Genomic DNA, 19656 nt, shown 5'->3' on the forward strand with positions numbered 1-19656 from the left:
GTATGGTAATGAGGAGGTATCGCTTCCGCGGATCGTGGTCGTGGTGGCTGCCGACACACCGGCCATCACATCAGTAAAAGACGAGAGCAACTGGAACATCCGCGAAAACGGTTACACCGTGCACACCAGCGTCACATTCACTGGCTCCGTGCCGGTCGGCCAGGAGGTGGAGGTTTTCCTCGGTGCGGTCTCCAAAGGCAAGGCCAAGGCAGAGAGCAACTCCATCTGGACCCGTACCGTGAGCGGGTTATCACTGAACGTGTTGCATACCTTCAAGGTTATTGGTCAATACGCAAATAACCCGCCGTCGAATACTTGGCGCCTGACCGTGTTGAATGGGGTCCGGCCGGCCATCACCGGTGCGGAAGATTCCAAAGGGCAGCCAATCAGCAATGATGGAAGCACCGGTGACACCACTGTTCGTCTGAGGGGGACGGCGACCAAGCATCTTGAGGTGGAAATTTTCGACGGTAACAGCTCCACAGGAAGAAGGGTCGAGGCCAATGCAGATGGAATATGGACGGTTGAACTGACCGGACTGACGCGTACGAAGCATGTGTTCAAAGCCAAGGCGTTGTATGGCAGCGGGACGGAGTCGGGAGAGTGGATAGTAAACGTGGCCGATCTCGTTGACTTCGTCGAAAACTTTGATTCATATCCAAGAGAAAAATGGGTCACAAACCCAGGGGAAACCCTCGAAGGGACGCACACCAAACTAACGGTATTTACAGACATAGGGCGGGATTTTCGTTGGGTCCAAGTGACAGAAAGCCGAACTCTTTGGATGCAGATCAGCAGCCAAATTGCTCCAGCCGCATTTGGGTATGCCGTAGCACTGAAACAAGGGAACGCCAAGAGTGCGACAATCAAGGGAGAGTTTCAGAGTCTTAGGCGTCACCGCATCCAGATTGAGTTTCTACAGAGTAATGATGTGGTCTCCTCAATACTCTTCTTCGAAGGCGTCAGTCTTGAACGGTTTGAGAGGGACGTCGCTCCACAAAACGGCCAAGCGTTCAACGCTATCAAATTTGTGATGACGATTTTGGAGGGGATAGGCGCTATGGAGATGTTTCTTATATATGAAATTGCTTACAGAAGTTAAAGGCTTCTGTTGCCTACAATTTGGTGAAGAACAGATGCCCCCGATGCTTTAGATCAGAGGAAATCACTTTTGCATCACTGACACGAAAAACGGTAATCCACGCTAAGCGCCTCTCCTTGGTGGGAAGGGGCTTAGCAGTTGCTCCTAAAGCTGGTGTGTTTTCAATGAACTGAAGTAAACACAGGAGGTTATTGGCAGGGTAACGCTTTCCCACGAAAGTGTTATCCCAATCAATTGTCCCGAGCACAGCTTTATCCCAATACTTACCTCCACTGCACAAAATATCTGTAGGCGAATTCTTGGGCTGCGAAAAAATCTGGATTGAGGCGGATAAGAGTGCGGATTCATTTAATGCCAATCGCGAGCAGGCTCACTCATGCAATGGATCTTTGCCGGACACATAACCTGTGACTAACGCAGATCCACTGTGGGAGCGGGCTTGCTCGCGAAGAGGCCAGAACTGTCAGCACCTATTCCTTGGGCACAACATTATCCAGCACCTGATTCACCGCCAACTCCCCCAGCATCACCACCTGCGCAATGCCCAACACCGTATTACGACTCGGCCCCTCCAGCGTGCCGGCGAAATCGCCGAGCATGACCGTGGCCGAGGCCAGGGATTCGCAGGCGTTGGCCAGCAGGGATTCGGTGTCGGTCTGCGGGTTGACCATGAACATGCTGCTGGGGATGTAGGGCGTTGCCATGATGTTCGCGGGCGCGAGGTAATGGTCGAGGGCGCGTTCGGCGGCTTCGTGGAGTTTTCTGGAGTTGAGGGATTCGTAGGGTGATAGCGGGTCTGTGATTGGCGGATTGGGCTTGGTTTCGGACATCAGCTGGAACTCCGATCGAGGCACTTTGGAAGAATGATGACCTGTAGGAGCTGCCGAAGGCTGCGATCTTTTGATCTTGTTTTTTAAAAGCAACATCAAAAGATCGCAGCCTTCGGCAGCTCCTACAGGGGACCGAGCAGTTAGTTCGGCACGCGGCGGCCGTCCAGTACCCGGTTGACCATCAGTTCACTGAGCATGATCACCTGATGCAGCATCAGCATCGCCCGGCGCTGTGGGTTGTCGACGGTGTCGCCGATGTCGCGGGCCATGTCGCTGGCGGCGGCTAATGATTCGCAGGCTTCGACGAGCAAGGTTTCTTCGTCCACGGTGGGGTTGATGAGGAAGATTCTGTTGGATTTGCTTGAGGGGGTTGAAGGGATCGAAATCTTCAGTGCGCCGGGGTTGAGGTAGAAGTTGATGGCGCGGTCGGTTGCCGCTTTTATCTTCTGCGGGTCGAGGGCCGGGTCGTATGGGATCGGGTCGACGTCTGGGGGGTTGGGTGTGGCTTTGAACATAAATATCTAATTCCTGATTGAGGGCCGCGACCGTTCTCTACTAAAAGAAGGGTGGCGGCTGTGCACAGGTTAGTAGACCGGAGGAATTAGCAAGACCGGCGCGCTCGAGAGCGCCCTGCGCACAACCACCATCGAAGTGCAGGCAATAGATACGCCTGGCTCAATGGGACTCATGCACTTACTAAAACCATACGAGCTACTAAACCCGACCACCGATGGGCAGTGGCAGGGAAACGATATAGCGCAGAGCATGGTCGTGTAAGCCGGCGGATTCTGGCGTACGCGTAGGTAACGGCGCAAGGCGTTGTAGCCGTTATGGCGTAACGGTTCGTGTACTTTAAACGCGGATGCGGAGTTATGTTTATTTGCGGGGTTTGCTCTGTTGTTTTGATTTTGTCTGATAGGCCGCTTTCGCGAGCAAGCCCGCTCCCACAGTTTGACTGAGTGCATTCAGTCAGAGATTGGTCGATCGGGAGGCCGCTTTCGCGAGCAGGCTCGCTCCCACAGGTTTTCTGGCGGCTCTGGTGATTTGTATTACGGCCTGGGGCATCTGGAAGGAACTGCCCGCTCACAGACCAGTCGCATGAACAGGAAGCCGTTTTTTCAGAGGAGTGAACGTGTCCAGCGATCCCAAGCGTCACGCCGTAGACGCACCCGTCATCCATCGCCTGCGCGTGTTGACGGTCAACACTCACAAGGGTTTTACCGCCCTCAACCGGCGCTTCATCCTGCCGGAACTGCGCGAAGCGGTGCGCAGCACCTCGGCTGATCTGGTGTTTCTGCAGGAGGTGGTGGGCGAACACGAGCGACATTCCAATCGCTACCACGAGTGGCCGCAAACCTCGCAATACGAATTTCTCGCCGACAGCATGTGGAGCGACTTTGCCTACGGGCGCAACGCGGTGTACCCCGATGGCCACCATGGCAATGCCCTGCTGTCGAAATACCCGATCCGCGAATACCGCAACCTCGACGTGTCGATCACCGGCCCCGAGCGCAGAGGCCTGCTGCACTGCGTGCTGGACGTACCGGGCCACGCCGAAGTGCACGCGATCTGCGTGCACCTGAGTCTGCTGGAAAGCCACCGCCAATTGCAGTTGCAGCTGCTTTGCCAGTTGCTCGAATCATTGCCCGACGATGCGCCGGTGATCATTGCCGGCGACTTCAATGACTGGCAGCTGCAGGGCAATGCCGCCCTCGCCCGTCGCGATTACCTGCACGAAGCCTTCGAACGCCACCACGGCCGCCCAGCCAAGACCTATCCTGCGCGTTTTCCACTGCTGCGCCTGGACCGCATCTACCTGCGCAATGCCAGCAGCCACGACCCGCAGATCCTCGGCAACAAGCCGTGGACACACTTGTCGGATCATTTGCCGCTGGCGGTGGAAGTGCACCTGTAATCCTGCTGCGGCAGCGATCCCCGGATCACCGAAAACGCCTGTGGGAGCAGGCTTGCCCGCGATGACGGCGGATCAGGCAACACAGATGATGTTGAATGTTCCGACCTCTTCGCGAGCAAGCTCACTTCCACAGGGTTAGCGGTGTCTGGATCAACCCTCCGGCTTGAGAATCAACACCGCCAGCGGCGGCAGATTCAGCTCCAGCGACAGCGACTGGCCATGGCTCGGCACCTCTTCGGTAAACGCCCCGCCGCCATTGCCATAATTGGACCCGGCGTAGGTGTCGGCATCGCTGTTGAGCAGCTCGTTCCAGCGCCCGGCGAACGGCACGCCAACCCGGTACGACTGACGCGGCACCGGAGTGAAGTTGGCCACCACCAGCACCGGTTTGCCGTCCTTGCTCCAGCGCAGCCACGCGTACACGCTGTTGATCGCATCATCGCCGATCAACCACTGGAAACCCTGCGGCGCATCATCCTGATCGTGCAGCGCCGGTTCCTCGCGGTACAAGCGGTTGAGGTCGCCGACCAGTTTCTGCACGCCTTTGTGTTCCGAGTATTGCAGCAGGTACCAGTCCAGTTGCTGATCGTGATTCCACTCGCGCCACTGGCCGAATTCGCAACCCATGAACAACAGCTTCTTGCCCGGATGGGTCCACATGAAACTCAGATAAGCGCGCAGGTTGGCGAATTTCTGCCAGCGGTCGCCAGGCATCTTGTCGATCAGCGAATGTTTGCCGTGCACCACTTCGTCGTGGGAGATCGGCAGGATGAAGCGCTCGGACCAGGCGTAAACCAGGCCGAAACTCAATTCGTTGTGATGGTGCGCGCGATACACCGGATCCTGCTGGATGTAGTGCAGCGAGTCGTGCATCCAGCCCATGTTCCATTTGTAGGCGAAACCAAGACCGCCCTGCTGGGTGCTCTGACTGACGCCCGGCCATGCGGTGGACTCCTCGGCGATCACCAGCGCCCCCGGGGCCTCCAGCTCGACCACGTCATTCAAGTGGCGGAGGAAATCGATTGCCTCCAGATTCTCGCGCCCGCCGTGACGGTTCGGCACCCATTCGCCGGCCTTGCGCGAATAGTCGCGATACAGCATCGAGGCCACCGCATCGACGCGCAGGCCATCGATGTGGAAATGCTTCAACCAGTGCAACGCCGACGCCAGCATGTAGCCGTGAACTTCAGTGCGCCCAAGGTTGTAAATCAGCGTGTCCCAGTCCTGATGAAAGCCTTCCAGCGGGTTGCCGTATTCGTACAACGCCGTGCCATCGAACTGCGCCAGACCGTGAGTATCAGTGGGGAAATGCGCTGGCACCCAGTCAAGGATCACGCCGATGTCGGCACGGTGGCAGGCATCGACGAACTCACCGAACTGCTCCGGCGTGCCGTATCGGGCGCTCGGGGCGAATTGCGAGAGCAACTGATAACCCCACGAACCACCAAACGGGTGCTCCATGATCGGCATCAGTTCGATGTGGGTGAAACCCAGTTCCTTGACGTAAGGAATCAAGCGCTCGGCCAGTTCCGGCCAGGTGTACTGGCGGGCGACTTCGCCCAGATCGTCGAGTTCGCACTGCCACGAGCCGGCATGCAATTCGTAGATCGACAGCGGCGCTGAATGCTTCTGCCGCTCGCGGCGGCCGTTCATCCAGTCCTGATCCTGCCAGTTGATCTGCAGCGGTGCGGCGACTTTCGAAGCGGTGTCCGGCGGCAGACTGGTGGCCAGGGCCATCGGGTCGGCCTTCAGCGGCAGGATGCCGTGGGCGCCGAGGATTTCGTACTTGTACAACTCCCCTGCTTGCAGGCGCGGAATGAACAACTCCCAGACCCCGGATGGATGGCGCAGGCGCATCGGATGGCGGCGACCGTCCCACACGTTGAAATCACCGACCACCGACACCCGCCGGGCATTCGGCGCCCACACGGCAAAACGCACACCGTCGACGCCATCGACCGTGGTCAGTTGCGCGCCAAGGCAACTGCTGAGGTCGCGGTGATTGCCTTCAGCGAACAGATACAAATCCATTTCGCCGAGCAACTGGCCGAAGCTGTAGGGATCTTCCGCGACCTGTTCGCCGCCGGCCCAACGCGTGCGCAGCAGATACGGCCGCGCCTGATCGAAGTGACCGACAAACAATCCCGGTGTTTCGGTGGCTTGCAGTTCGCCGCGTTCTTCACCGCTGTCCTTGTCCAGCACTTCGACTTTCAATGCACCCGGCAGATAAGCGCGGATGAACTGCCCACCGGCACCATCACCGTGCGGGCCGAGAATGGAAAACGGGTCGTGGTGTTCAGCGCGCACCAGGGCGTCGATGTCCCGCGCCGCCGGCAATAACGCTTCTTTAGCGTGACCCTGTTCCTTGTTCGAGAAACTCATGACTACTCTCCACCAAGATCGGAAAAGGGTTTAAGCCCCGTCAATAACCCATACAAACCGTGCAACGGCACGGGCAGCCACGTGGGGCGATTTTCGGCTTCATAGGCCACTTCATAGGCCGCCTTCTCCAGGCCGAACAGCGCAAGCGCAGCGTCGGCACCCGCAGGATCCTGCCAGGCATGATCAAGACTAGCTGCCGCTTGGCGATATGCCTGAACAAATGCCTCGCGCGCCTCACGCAGGTAGCGCTCGGCAACCCGATGCCGGGCCGCTTCCGACTCTGTACTGTGATCGACGTTGTGCACGTTGATGGTCATCGCCGCCGCGTAATCGAAGGAGCGCAGCACGCCGCTGACGTCCTTGTACGGACTGTGTTTGCCGCGCCGTTCGTGCAGCGGCCGCGCCGGTTCACCCTCGAAATCGATCAGATAGGCATCGCCCTTGATCACCAGCACCTGACCCAAATGCAAGTCGCCGTGGACGCGAATCCGCAAACCGCCAACGGCTTTCTGCGCGAGTTCCTGCACATGGCCGAGGATGACTTTTTTGTTGTCGAGCAGCCGCGCGACCATTTTCTGATCCGCCGCGCTCAGATGACTCTGATGCTGCTTGAGCAGCTTCAACGCATGCTCGACCTGCGCCGCGACGTCCTTGCCAGTGGCTTGGGCGTCCTTGGCGCTGGTGGTTTGCGGGGCGAAGTCGGGGTTGTCGCTCGGCGCCGCCAGCACCTGGTGCATTTCGCCCAGACGCTGGCCGAGCATGCCGGCAAAGTCCTTCAGTTCGCCGAGGGCGTTGTAATGCTGTTCCTGCTCGGACATCGCGTCCGCCAGCTCATCACGCAACGCCCGTTCGAGGTTGTTCTGCGTCCATTCCCAGGCATCGCCCTGATTGCTCAGATAGCCTTGGGCGATCAACAGCAGGTTGTCTTCGCCCGCGCCATCGCGGCGGATCACCGAGCCGAGCAGCGGCGAGATGTTGGCGAAACCGGCCTCGGTCAGGTACGCGCTCATTTCCAGTTCCGGGTGAACACCCGAGGCGACCTTGCGGATCAGCTTCAGCACCAGACTGTTGCCGATCACCACCGAACTGTTCGATTGCTCGGCCGACAGATAACGCACCTCGGATTCGGCACCGAGGCCGAGTTTTTCCAGCTGCGCGGTCGGCGCAAAACGAATCTCGCCCTGTTCGGAGTTGAGCACGGTGTTGCTCTGCATGCCTTGCAGCACCGCGTGGACAAACGTTTCGAGGCTGAACGCGTCAGTGATCAGACCGACCTGACGCCCGCGACGAACACGCGACAATGCCAGTTGCTGCGGCAATGCCGGCCCGACCTGATCTTCAGCGATGAAGCCGAACGGCAGTTGATAGCGACTGGTCTGCCCGGCGCTGGTGACTTCGATCTCGCTGAGCAACACCGGATGTTGCGCGTCGCCGAAGCGCACGCCATAGGCCAGATTGACCTGTTCGATGGCTGCGTCCTTGCCGGCGAACCAGCGGCGGTTTTGCAGCCAGCTCGGCAGAATGCTCTGCTCCAGGGTGGTACGCGTCGGCGCCTCGAGCAGCTCTTCCATGCGTTTTTTCAGCACCAGCGTGGTGAAGTCCGGCAGGCTCTGCGCCGGTTCCACGTGCCAGCTCGGCATCTGGTTTTCTGCAGCCAGGGCGAACCAGTAGAAACCATACGGCGCCAGGGTCAGGAGGAAATTCAGTTGGCCGATCGGCGGGAACGCGTTACCGCCGAGCATCTCCACCGGGACCATGCCGACGTAGGCCGACAGATCGAGTTCCGCCGCCTGCGCGCTGCGCGAGACGTTGGCCACGCAAAGAATGATTTCGTGCTTGCCGTCGGCGTCGGTGAATTCCCGGGTGTACGCCAGAATCCGCCGGTTGCTCGGCGAGAGCATCTTCAGCGTGCCGCGACCGAACGCCTTGGACTGCTTGCGCACGGCGAGCATGCGCCGCGTCCAGTTCAGCAGCGAATGCGGATCGCCGGCCTGGGTTTCGACGTTGACCGAGAGGTAACCGTATTGCGGGTCCATGATCGGCGGCAGCACCAGACTCGCCGGATCGGCGCGGGAGAAACCGCCGTTGCGGTCGATCGACCATTGCATTGGCGTGCGCACGCCGTCGCGGTCGCCGAGGTAGATGTTGTCGCCCATGCCGATTTCGTCGCCGTAATACAGGGTCGGCGTGCCGGGCATCGACAGCAGCAGGCTGTTGAGCAGCTCGACACGGCGGCGGTCACGCTCCATCAACGGCGCCAGACGCCGACGAATGCCAAGGTTGATCCGCGCGCGACGGTCAGCGGCGTAGTAGTTCCACAGGTAATCGCGCTCCTTGTCGGTGACCATCTCCAGCGTCAACTCATCGTGGTTGCGCAGGAAGATTGCCCACTGGCAGTTGGCAGGAATTTCCGGGGTTTGCCGCAGAATGTCGGTGATCGGGAAGCGATCTTCCTGGGCCAGCGCCATGTACATGCGCGGCATCAGCGGGAAGTGAAAGGCCATGTGGCATTCGTCACCGTTGACGCCCTCGGCATCGGTGTCGCCGAAGTACAGCTGGGTGTCTTCCGGCCATTGGTTGGCCTCGGCCAGCAGCATGCGGTCCGGGTAATTGGCATCGATCTCGGCACGGATCTGCTTGAGGACATCGTGGGTCTCGGGCAGGTTTTCGTTATTGGTGCCGTCGCGCTCGATCAGATACGGAATGGCGTCGAGGCGCAGGCCGTCGATGCCCATGTCCAGCCAGTAGCGCATCACCGACAGCACGGCTTTCATCACTTGCGGATTGTCGAAGTTGAGGTCGGGCTGGTGCGAATAGAAACGGTGCCAGAAGTACTGGCCGGCGACCGGGTCCCAGGTCCAGTTGGACTTTTCGGTGTCGAGAAAGATGATCCGCGTGCCGTCGTACTTCTGATCGTCATCCGACCACACATAGAAGTCCCGCGCCGCCGAACCGGGCTTGGCCTTGCGCGCCCGCTGGAACCACGGGTGCTGATCCGAGGTGTGGTTGATGACCAACTCGGTGATCACCCGCAAACCACGCTTGTGCGCCTCGGCGATAAAGCGCTTGGCGTCGGCCATGGTCCCGTAGTCGCTGTGTACGCCGCGGTATTCGGCGATGTCATAGCCGTCATCGCGACGTGGCGACGGGTAGAACGGCAGCAGCCAGATGGTGTTGACGCCGAGTTCGGCGATGTAATCGAGTTTGGCGATCAGGCCGGGAAAGTCGCCGATCCCGTCGTTGTTGGAGTCGAAAAACGATTTGACGTGAACTTGATAGATCACCGCATCCTTGTACCAGAGCGGGTCTTTGATAAAGGTGGCTGCCTTGGGTTTCTTCGCCATGTGAAACTCCTGTTCAATTCTGTCAGACCACACGGATGCCCTGTGATGAGGGGCTCTGTGGTGAGGGGATTCATCCCCCGACGGGCTGCGAAGCGGCCCTGCTTTTATTCAGTTTTACCCGGTTGTTCTTTGTGGCTGCTGCGCAGCCAGTCGGGGATAAATCCCCTCACCACAAGTTTTTGAGCAAGGTCTTACGCGGCAGTAATCCGCCAAATCCCGAAGGGCTGGTACGCCGGGTCAATGCGCATGAACTGATACTTGCCATGCCAGTCCCAGCGATGCCCGTTCATCAAGTCCTCACCGTGGGTGGTTGCGTCGTCAGGCAGGCCCATCTCCCACAGCGGCAGTTCGAAATTGGCTTCCTGCACGTTGTGCGGATCGAGGCTCACCGCCACCAGAATGAAATTGCTGCCGTCAAAGCTGCGCTTGCCGAAGTACAGAATGTTGTCGTTCCAGGCGTTGTAGACCTTCAGCCCCAGGTGCGTGTGCAGCGCCGGGTTCTGCCGGCGGATGCGATTGAGCTGGGCGATTTCGGCAATGATGTTGCCCGGCGCATTGAAATCGCGGACGCGGATCTCGTACTTCTCCGAATCGAGGTATTCCTCCTTGCCCGGCACCGGCGCCGCTTCGCACAACTCATAACCGGAATACATGCCCCACAGGCCCGAGCCCATGGTCGCCAGCGCCGCGCGGATCAGAAACCCCGGCCGCCCCGACTCATGCAGGAACGCCGGGTTGATGTCCGGCGTGTTGACGAAGAAGTTCGGCCGGTAGCATTCGCGCCACGGCGACTCGTTGAGTTCGGTGAAGTAGCTCGCCAGTTCCGACTTGGTATTGCGCCAGGTGAAGTAGGTGTAGCTCTGGCTGTAACCGACCTTGCCCAGACGCGCCATCATCGCCGGTGTGGTGAACGCCTCGGCGAGGAAGATCACTTCCGGGTGCAGTGCCCGCACATCGGCAATCAGCCATTGCCAGAACGGCAGCGGCTTGGTGTGCGGATTGTCGACGCGAAAGATCTTCACACCTTCGTTGACCCAGCCGACGACGATATCGCGCAGCTCGACCCACAGGCTGGGGATGGCATCCGGCGCATAGAAGTCGACGTTGACGATGTCCTGGTACTTCTTCGGCGGGTTTTCCGCGTATTTGATCGTGCCGTCCGGGCGCCAGTTGAACCAGCCTGGATGCTGCTTGAGCCACGGGTGATCCTGCGAACACTGGATGGCGAAATCGAGGGCGATTTCCAGGCCATGCTCAGCGGCAGCGGCCACCAGCCGGCGGAAGTCTTCGCGAGTACCGAGCTGCGAGTGAATCGCCTCATGGCCACCCTCCTCACTGCCGATCGCGTACGGACTGCCCGGATCATCGGGACCTGCGGTCAGGGAATTGTTGCGGCCCTTGCGGTGGGCGCGGCCGATCGGGTGGATCGGCGTGAAGTACAGCACGTCAAAACCCATGTCCTGAATCATCGGCAGCCGCGAGTGCACGTCGTTGAAAGTGCCGTGACGCTTGGGATCGTCGGTGATCGAGCGTGGAAACAGCTCGTACCAACTGGCGAACTCGGCCAGTTCCCGTTCGACATCCACCGGGAATTCAGCGCTCAGGCTCAGATAGGCGCGGTGATCGGCCTGCGCCATCAATTGCGCACTGCGCGAGTGCAGAAACAGCGCCACCTGCTCGGTTTCGAGCAGGCCGGACAATTCGTGATGCAAGGCAGCGAGTTCCTCGCTGAGCTGACCTTCGCTGCGTTCGGCAGCCTGCTGCACCATGCTGCGGCCTTCCTGCAGTTCGAGTGACACCGGGACGGCGGCGTTATGCTTTTTCTCCAGTTCGTACTGGAAACTGGCGAAATGGTCGATCCACGCTTCGATGCAGTACAGGTAGCGCCCCTGGCGGTCGGGACGAAACTGCCCCTGCCAACTGTTATTGCCCAGCTCGTTCATCACCTCGCTGTGCCAGGACTCTTCGCCCTCGGCACGCCAGCGGATGCGCACGGCCAGCTTGTCGTGGCCGTCGGCAAAGACCTTGCTGGTGACGATCACGTCACGCTCGACGATCGACTTCACGGCAAACTGCCCGCCATCGAGGGTCGGCATGGTGTTTTCGATCACGATGCGCGGCAGCAGCAACGCCTGCGACAGCGGCATGTGCGGGTTGTAGCTCTGCTCTGAAGGTTTTTCAGCAGACATCGAGCATCTCTCCTTAACGCCCCAAGGACGCTCTTGTGCCGGAACAGTGTTCACAATGAGGCACCCGCCCCGACTTGAACTCACTTAGGTTCCGAGCGACCGGCGCGGGGAAAAGTTCACAGGGATTTGTCTGGACAGAAAAGCGGATCGAATTCATCACACGGTGGTCAATCCACTTAAGCACTTCTCACGCCATGTGCCACACGGAGGTCTACAGATGAACATCCCGATTCCGGCCGAAACGCCAGATCCGAACATCGACAAACCCACCCTGCCCGAGACCGAGCCACAACCGATCCCCGAGCAGGAACCCCCAGGCACCACGCCACCGCCGAAGGAAGAGCCGCCGACGACGATGCCACCGGTGATCGTCTAAGCACCCAGCCGATCGTTCCCACCATCATGGGAACGATCGGTTACAGATGCTGGTTTTTCTCGCCGTCCTTCTCAAACATCCTGACCACCCGTGGCATCACGCTGAAAATCCCCAACGCCAGCAAAGTGCTGAGCAGCGCCGTCGCTTCCCTGCCCAACCCGGCTGCCACGCCGATCGCCGCCGTCATCCACAATCCGGCTGCCGTGGTCAGCCCTTTCACGTGCCCTTCGTCACCTTCCTGATTCTTCAGAATCGTCCCGGCACCGAGAAAGCCGATCCCGGCGATCACTCCCTGCAAAACCCGGCTCATCGCATCGGATTCAGCCCCCGAGGTCTGCGGCACCAGCACAAACAGCGCCGCCCCCAACGCCACCAACATGTGCGTGCGTACTCCGGCAGCCTTGCCCTTATGCTCACGTTCGAAACCGAGAATTCCGCCCAGCACCGCCGCCATCAACAGGCGCACGGTGATGCGCGTCAGTTGCGAGGTATCGCCGACATCAGCGAACTCCGCTTGCAGCGTCACCCACACTTCATGCCACCAGGCGTTCATCGCTCCGTCCTTTCTTATTGGTCGTTAGTGGATGGACAGCAGCGACCATTAATCAGTTGCGCAGAACGATCGGCAAAGCGCGCGCCCTAACCTTTCAGGTACCCATGAAAAAAGGACAGCCTCATGCCCGTTCGAATCGATGAATCCAATCCCGAATCCAAAGTGTGTTTTTTCACCGTCGAAAATGGCGAGGAAATTCGTATCTGCGACACGCTGGAAGTCAAAACCGATAGCGAAAAAGCCATGTCGTTCGTTGAGATTGAAGGCCGGCGCGTTTACATCACCGAAGCAGAGGCGGATGCCTTGACCGTCGCTGGCGCGACAGACGGTCGCAAGCACCTGAAGGCTGACGAGAGTGATTCGGTGATTTGACTGACCCGGATCAACATCCGGCGCAGACGCCTGCGATAGGCGTTTGCGCCTGCGTCTGCGGGCTGCTTCAAGTTGTCGCAGGATGTGTACCAAACGCCATCTGATACGCTTTTTATTAAAATAGCTGAGTCTGTTATGCAAACAGATCGGCGCTCATAGTTCGTCCGCCTGATGGAGGCTGATGAGCGAATGACCATGAGCGAACAAATCCCCGTCCGAACCGTAGAAGCAAGCCCCACCATAAAAAATGTGCCTGGTCGCCCGATGAAGGCGAAGGCCGGCTCCACCGACAATCACATCCACACCCGCAGTTTCACCGGCCTGTTCCGCACCTTGCGCATCAGCGGCGCGGGCTTTCTCTTTTTGCTGTTCTTCGGCACCGTGTGGCTGAACTGGGGCGGTCGTCAGGCCGTGCTGTGGGACTTGGCCGAAAGCAAATTCCATATCTTCGGCGCGACCTTCTGGCCACAGGATTTCATCCTGCTCTCGGCGCTGCTGATCATTGCTGCGTTCGGTATGTTCGCCATCACCGTGTTCGCCGGCCGGGTCTGGTGCGGTTACACCTGCCCGCAGAGCTCGTGGACATGGATCTTCATGTGGTGCGAAAAAGTCACCGAAGGCGAACGCAACCAGCGGATCAAACTGCAAGCGGCGCCCTGGGGCCTGAACAAACTGGCGCGGCGCGCGGCCAAGCACACTCTGTGGCTGGCGATCAGCGTGATGACCGGGCTGACGTTTGTCGGCTACTTCACGCCGATCCGGCCGCTGGCCGAAGAGCTGTTCACCCTGCAGATCGGCGGGGTCAGTCTGTTCTGGGTACTGTTCTTCACCGCCGCCACTTACATCAACGCCGGTTGGCTGCGCGAAGCGGTGTGCATGCATATGTGCCCGTATGCGCGGTTCCAGAGCGTGATGTTCGACAAGGACACCCTGGCGATTTCCTACGACGTCGCCCGTGGCGAAAACCGTGGCCCGCGCAAACGCGACGTGAAACCCGCCGAAGCCGGCCTCGGTGATTGCATCGATTGCCAGTTGTGCGTGCAGGTGTGCCCGACCGGCATTGATATCCGCGACGGCCTGCAGATGGAATGCATCGGCTGCGCGGCGTGCATCGACGCCTGTGATTCGATCATGGACAAAATGAATTACCCGCGCGGCCTGATCCGCTACAGTTCCGAACGCGAATTGCAGGGCGGCAAGACCCATCTGCTGCGGCCTCGGCTGATCGGTTATGTCGCGGTGCTGCTGGTGATGATCGGCGCTCTGGCACTGGCCTTGGTCGAACGGCCGATGGTCTCGCTCGACGTGACCAAGGATCGCGGGCTGTTCCGCGAGAACGGTCAGGGCCAGATCGAGAACATCTACACCCTCAAGGTCATCAACAAGACCCAACAGCGCCAGGACTACACCCTGAGTCTCGTGGAGGGCGATGGCTTCCAGTTGCAGGGCAAGACCGAACTGAGCCTGGCGCCGGGAGAGATTGTCGATGTGCCCGTATCGGTGGCGATGACCACGGAACGCCCGGCCAGCAGCTCGCAGACCTTGAGCTTCAAGATCGCCGACAGCGACGAGCCCGAGATTTATAGCGTGGCGAAAAGCAGGTTTGTGGCGCCGATGAATCGCTGAGCCGTTAGAATCCTCCCCCTCACCCCAGCCCTTTCCCCCCAGGGGGCGAGGGGGAAAGGGAGCAGATCTCAGTGGCTTTCAAACCCGAGTTCGACTCCGGGCTTTCAAGTCGGCGTAACTCGAACATACAACCCGATCAGTCCCCTCTCCCCCCGGGAGAGGGCTAGGGTGAGGGGCTTTCCCTGACACCCTACACACCCAACCAGCACCAAGGCCCCCGATGAAACGCTACGAAAAATTCGCCGACGACATCGCTGAACTGATCCGCTCCGGCGTGCTCGGCCCCGGGCAACGGGTGCCGTCGGTGCGCTACGCCAGCCAGACTTACGGGGTCAGCCCGTCCACGGTGTTCCAGGCCTATTACCTGCTGGAACGTCGCGGTCTGATCCGCGCGCGGCCGCGCTCCGGTTACTTCGTCAACACCCACGCACCGAGTCCGTTCTCGGAGCCGGTGATCAGCAGCCACGTCAACGACTCCACCGAAGTCGACGTCAGCGAACTGGTGTTCTCGGTGCTGGAATCGATCAAGGATCCGAGCACCGTGCCCTTCGGCTCGGCGTTCCCCAGCCCGACCCTGTTCCCATTGCAACGGCTGTCACGTTCGCTGGCCAGTGCGGCGCGGGAGATGGACCCGCGCATGGTGGTCACCGACATGTCGCCGGGCAACCCGCAACTGCGTCGGCAGATCGCCCTGCGCTACATGGTTGGCGGCTTGATGCTGCCGATGGAAGAACTGCTGATCACCAACGGCGCCCTCGAAGCGCTGAATCTGTGCCTGCAAGCGGTGACCGAGCCGGGCGATCTGGTGGCCATCGAAGCCCCGGCGTTCTACGCCAGCCTGCAAGTGCTGGAGCGCTTGAAACTCAAAGCCGTGGAAATCCCCGTGCACCCGCGCGACGGTATCGACCTCGGCGTGCTCGCCCAGACCCTGGAGCGCCATCCGATCAAGGCCTGCTGGTGCATGACCAGTTTCCAGAACCCGATGGGCGCGACCATGCCCGAGGCGAAGAAACAGGAACTGGTGGAACTGCTGCGCCGGCATCAGGTGCCGCTGATCGAGGACGACGTCTACGCCGAACTCTATTACGGTCAGCAGGCACCGAAACCGGCCAAGGCCTTCGACACCGAAGGGCTGGTGATGCACTGCGGTTCGTTCGCCAAGAGCCTGGCCCCCGGCTACCGCATCGGCTGGGTCGCCGCCGGGCGTTACGCACAGAAAATCGAACGGCTGAAACTGATGACCTCGCTCTGTGCCTCGATGCCGGCGCAAGCGGCCATCGCCGACTACCTGCAACACGGCGGCTACGACCGCCACTTGCGCAAACTGCGCTACGCCCTGGAAGAACAGCAAAGCGCGATGCTCGCAGCGATTGCCCGCTATTTCCCGGCGCAGACCCGCGTCAGCCAGCCGGCGGGCGGCTACTTCCTTTGGCTGGAACTGCCACCGCAGATGGATTCGTTGAAGTTGTTTCAGATGGCATTGGCGCAGGGCATCAGCATCGCGCCGGGGCCGATCTTCTCGCCGACTCAGCGGTTCAGGAACTGCATTCGCCTGAATTACGGCAGCCCGTGGACCGAGGATTCGGAGAAGGCGATGGAGACGTTGGGGCGGATTGTGCGGTCGTTCTGACAGACAGATGTTGGGGCTTATGACGCCTTCGCGAGCAAGCCCGCTCCCACAGTAGACCGCATTCCATCTGGAGAAACGCGGTCTACTGTGGGAGCGGGCTTGCTCGCGAAGAGTCCAGATCAGGCAACACAAATCCCAACGATCAGCGCCCGCCACCCAAATCAACAAACGTCCCGGTCGCATAAGAAGCCTTGTCCGACAACAACCAGACAATCGCCTCCGCCACTTCATCCGGGCGCCCGCCCCGGGCCATCGGAATCGCCGACTCAAGCTTGCTGACCCGATCAGGATCGCCGCTCAGTGCATGGAAATCGGTATAGATATAGCCCGGACGCACCGCGTTGACCCGAATCCCCTCACCCGCCACTTCCTTGGACAGACCGATGGTGAAGGTGTCGAGTGCGCCTTTGGACGCGGCGTAGTCGACGTACTCGTTGGGCGAACCCAGGCGCGCGGCGACCGAGGAGACGTTGACGATGCTGCCGCCCTGCCCGCCGTGTTTGGGCGACATGCGCAGGATCGCGTGCTTGGCGCAGAGGATCGGCGCCAGGACGTTGGTTTTCATGATTTTAAGAATGCGGAATTCGGACATTTCATCGACCCGCGACTTGTGCCCGACGGTGCCGGCGTTGTTCACCAGCGCGGTGACCCGCCCCAATTCGGTGTCGACCCGCTGAAACAGCGCGATCACTTCGTCTTCGATGCTGACATCGGCGCGTACCGCAATGGCTTGCGCCCCCAGCGCCCGCACTTGCTCCAGCACGCTTTGCGCGGCCTGTTCATCCGACTGATAGTTGATGCAGATCCGATAGCCCTGCCCGGCAGCCAACAACGCCGTAGCGGCGCCAATTCCGCGCCCGCCACCGGTGATTACCATGACTTTATCCATGCTGGCCCTTCCCCCCAATGCACACGTAACAGTCGGGTTGAAGAATAACCGCCATTGGGCGGTTTTGCATGGGCTCTGTCAAAGACAAAACCCTGCATGAGACTGAGATGTTTTTTGTGGCGAGGGAGCTTGCTCCCGCTCGGCTGCGAAGCATCCGTGATGCCGGGCAACACAGTAAAACCGAGTAAAAACGCGGCCGCTTCGCGCCCCGGCGGGAGCAAGCTCCCTCGCCACCGAATGCAGTCAGACTGCCGCCAAAGCCTCTCCACGGGCAATTTTCTGCATGAACGCATCCGCCGGCATCGGATGCCCCAACAGATAGCCCTGCAACGAATCACAACCCAACTGCGTGAGAAAATCCTGCTGCACGCCGGTCTCCACCCCCTCGGCAACAATGCGCAAACCGAGTGCCTGGCCCAACGCCACAATCGCCGAGACGATGGCCGCGTCATCGCTGTCGTGCTCCAGATCGCGGACAAAACCGCGGTCGATCTTCAGCTCGTTGGCCGGCAAACGCTTGAGGTACATCAGGCTCGAATAACCGGTGCCGAAGTCGTCGATCGACAGGTCGACGCCCATGTCGGACAACTCCTGCAACACCTTCATGCTCGCATCCGCGTCGCTCATGGCCGTGGTTTCGGTGATCTCCAGGGTCAGGCTGTTGGCCGGCAGATGGTGGGTCGCCAGCGCCTTGGCCACGCTCTGCACCAGCCCCGCGTGGCAGAACTGCAAGGCCGAGAGGTTCACCGCAATGCGCCAGTCGGTGTAACCGAGCACGTACCATTCGCGCATCTGCCGGCAAGCTTCGTTGAGCACCCACTCACCGATGGCGATGATCAGGCCGGTCTTCTCTGCCAGATCGATAAATTTGTCGGGCAGCAACATGCCCTGGGTCGGATGCTGCCAGCGCAGCAGCGCTTCGGCACCGACCGGACGACCACTGATGGCGTCGAATTTGGGCTGGAAATACAGGCTGAACTGACTGTGTTCCAGCGCGGCGCGCAGGTCCTGCAACAGCTGCAGCTGCTTGCGCGCGTTGCTGTTCATCGAAGCATCGAAGAAGCTGTAACCGTTTTTGCCGCTGCCCTTGGCGTGATACATCGCCGCGTCGGCATTCATCAGCAGTTCCTGGGCGCTCAGGCCGTTACCCGGGTACAGGGCGATGCCGACGCTGGCAGAAATCTGCAAGTCGTGCTCGGCCACGCGGAACGCCTGACCGAGCAACCCGACCTGACGCGCAGCCAGTCCCAGAGCATCGTCGGGTTCGCTCAGACGCACCAGCAGCACGAACTCGTCGCCGCCAATTCGCGCGAGCGTATCCTGACTGCGCAGATCTTCGCGCAGGCGCACCCCGACTTCACGCAGCAACTGGTCACCCATGTGGTGGCCGAAGGCATCGTTGACCGGTTTGAAACCGTCCAGATCGATGAACATCAACGCAAAACAACCGCCCTGCTCCTCGACCTTCTTCATCGCCTGATTAATCCGGTCGTCCAGCAGCATACGGTTCGGCAGACCGGTCAGGGTGTCGTGCAATGCCAGTTGCGTCAGTTCACGGTTGGCCAGGGTCAGCGAATGCGCCAGATCGGCGGTACGCGCTTCAAGGCGCGCATCGAGAATCGAAGTGAGCAAGGCGATCGACAGCACCGCCAGCGTGGTGATCAGCACCAGATTGTCGAGGCCGTTGCCTTTTAGGCCGTCGAGCGTTGCGCCGCAGAAACTGCCATCAGGAAACTGCGCGGCGGCCATGCCGGTGTAGTGCATGCCGACAATCGCGATGCCCATGATCACTGCCGCACCACCACGAATCAGACGTACATAAGGCGAGTGCTGGCGCAGGCGGAAGGCGATCCATAACGCCGCCGCCGAGGCCCCGACCGCGATCAGCAATGAGGCGCCGAACAGGGTCGGGTCGTAATCGATGCCAGGCGTCATGCGCAGCGCGGCCATGCCGGTGTAATGCATTGCACTGATGCCGGCGCCCATGACCAAAGCGCCAAAGGCCAATTGCAAAATCGGCAGTTTCGGCTGGCTGACCAGCCACAGGGCAAACCCGCAGGACAGCACGGCAATCAGCAGCGACAGCGCGGTAATCGCAATGTCGTAGCCCAGGTCGATCGGCAGCTTGAAGGCCAACATGCCGATGAAGTGCATTGACCAGACGCCGACCCCCATCGCCAGTGCACCGCCGGCCGTCCAGAAATGCACTGCGCGCCCACGGGCGCTGGCGATGCGCCCGGTCAGATCGAGCGCGGTGTAGGACGCGAGGATCGCCACACACAAAGAAATGAAAACCAGGGTGAAGGAATAATTACCGATGAGCATGAAGATTCTCGCGACCACCCGCGCCGTACTGCGTCCATTCTCGGCTGGGCAAATGCGGCGATTGTACTGATTGCGCGGAAGAACGCACTGACAAAGTAATCATTTTGCCATCAACCCGATGAA

The 19656-nt window shown here is 60.1% G+C and carries 13 protein-coding genes and 1 pseudogene; 6 read left to right on the top strand and 8 right to left on the bottom strand.

Annotated elements, in window-relative coordinates; genetic code table 11:
• Positions 1 to 1102: pseudogene (locus tag J1G18_RS22465) on the top strand (hypothetical protein); the annotation flags it as partial.
• A 470-nt stretch (positions 1103 to 1572) separates the two neighbouring features.
• On the opposite strand, the gene J1G18_RS22470 reads toward J1G18_RS22465, so the two are convergent.
• Both J1G18_RS22470 and J1G18_RS22475 read right to left on the bottom strand, forming a co-directional pair.
• Positions 1573 to 1932, bottom strand: a complete 360-nt coding sequence (locus J1G18_RS22470) for a DUF6124 family protein (protein ID WP_223008499.1) — start codon at positions 1930 to 1932, stop codon at positions 1573 to 1575.
• A gap of 140 nt (positions 1933 to 2072) precedes the next feature.
• Positions 2073 to 2447 (bottom strand): DUF6124 family protein, encoded by a 375-nt coding sequence (locus tag J1G18_RS22475; protein WP_223008501.1) that lies wholly within the window; start codon positions 2445 to 2447, stop codon positions 2073 to 2075.
• Between the two features lie 617 nt (positions 2448 to 3064).
• On the opposite strand from J1G18_RS22475, the gene J1G18_RS22480 reads away from it, so the two are divergent.
• Positions 3065 to 3847 carry an endonuclease/exonuclease/phosphatase family protein gene (locus J1G18_RS22480; RefSeq protein WP_098963919.1) on the top strand — a complete coding sequence of 261 codons (783 nt, stop codon included), beginning with the start codon at positions 3065 to 3067 and terminating at the stop codon, positions 3845 to 3847.
• A 150-nt stretch (positions 3848 to 3997) separates the two neighbouring features.
• Here J1G18_RS22480 and glgB read toward each other — a convergent pair whose 3' ends face one another.
• From glgB to J1G18_RS22495, 3 genes are all read right to left on the bottom strand, one after another.
• Positions 3998 to 6229: a 1,4-alpha-glucan branching protein GlgB gene (gene glgB / locus J1G18_RS22485; protein ID WP_095135576.1), complete on the bottom strand. Its 2232-nt coding sequence runs from the start codon at positions 6227 to 6229 to the stop codon at positions 3998 to 4000.
• A gap of 2 nt (positions 6230 to 6231) precedes the next feature.
• Entirely contained in the window at positions 6232 to 9573 is a 3342-nt protein-coding gene (gene treS, locus J1G18_RS22490; RefSeq protein ID WP_223008503.1) for a maltose alpha-D-glucosyltransferase, read from the bottom strand.
• A 191-nt stretch (positions 9574 to 9764) separates the two neighbouring features.
• A complete protein-coding gene (locus tag J1G18_RS22495; protein ID WP_223008505.1) occupies positions 9765 to 11762 on the bottom strand; it encodes an alpha-1,4-glucan--maltose-1-phosphate maltosyltransferase in 1998 nt (665 codons plus the stop codon).
• 217 nt (positions 11763 to 11979) lie between these two features.
• On the opposite strand from J1G18_RS22495, the gene J1G18_RS22500 reads away from it, so the two are divergent.
• The gene (locus tag J1G18_RS22500) at positions 11980 to 12138 is read left to right on the top strand and encodes a hypothetical protein (RefSeq protein ID WP_003224520.1); all 159 of its coding nucleotides are present in this window, start codon (positions 11980 to 11982) and stop codon (positions 12136 to 12138) included.
• 40 nt (positions 12139 to 12178) lie between these two features.
• Here J1G18_RS22500 and J1G18_RS22505 read toward each other — a convergent pair whose 3' ends face one another.
• A complete protein-coding gene (locus tag J1G18_RS22505) occupies positions 12179 to 12691 on the bottom strand; it encodes an MgtC/SapB family protein (protein ID WP_223008507.1) in 513 nt (170 codons plus the stop codon).
• A 123-nt stretch (positions 12692 to 12814) separates the two neighbouring features.
• Here J1G18_RS22505 and J1G18_RS22510 point away from each other — a divergent pair, with 123 nt between their 5' ends.
• The 3 genes from J1G18_RS22510 (at position 12815) to mapR (ending at position 16319) form a co-directional block, all read left to right on the top strand.
• Positions 12815 to 13063, top strand: coding sequence for a DUF3203 family protein (locus J1G18_RS22510; RefSeq protein WP_223008509.1), 249 nt, complete (start codon positions 12815 to 12817; stop codon positions 13061 to 13063).
• 195 nt (positions 13064 to 13258) lie between these two features.
• Complete coding sequence (gene ccoG, locus J1G18_RS22515) at positions 13259 to 14689, top strand: cytochrome c oxidase accessory protein CcoG (protein ID WP_223008511.1); 1431 nt, start codon at positions 13259 to 13261, stop codon at positions 14687 to 14689.
• 220 nt (positions 14690 to 14909) lie between these two features.
• Entirely contained in the window at positions 14910 to 16319 is a 1410-nt protein-coding gene (mapR, locus tag J1G18_RS22520) for a GntR family transcriptional regulator MpaR (RefSeq protein WP_008087199.1), read from the top strand.
• A 142-nt stretch (positions 16320 to 16461) separates the two neighbouring features.
• On the opposite strand, the gene J1G18_RS22525 is transcribed toward mapR, so the two are convergent.
• On the bottom strand, positions 16462 to 17208 hold the full coding sequence (locus tag J1G18_RS22525; protein WP_007968514.1) for an SDR family oxidoreductase: 747 nt from the start codon (positions 17206 to 17208) through the stop codon (positions 16462 to 16464).
• A 243-nt stretch (positions 17209 to 17451) separates the two neighbouring features.
• Entirely contained in the window at positions 17452 to 19533 is a 2082-nt protein-coding gene (locus J1G18_RS22530; RefSeq protein WP_223008513.1) for a putative bifunctional diguanylate cyclase/phosphodiesterase, read from the bottom strand.
• Positions 19534 to 19656: the final 123 nt, after the last annotated feature.

This window comes from Pseudomonas sp. MIS38 (assembly GCF_019891575.1).
Taxonomy (GTDB): Bacteria; Pseudomonadota; Gammaproteobacteria; order Pseudomonadales; family Pseudomonadaceae; genus Aquipseudomonas; species Aquipseudomonas putida_A.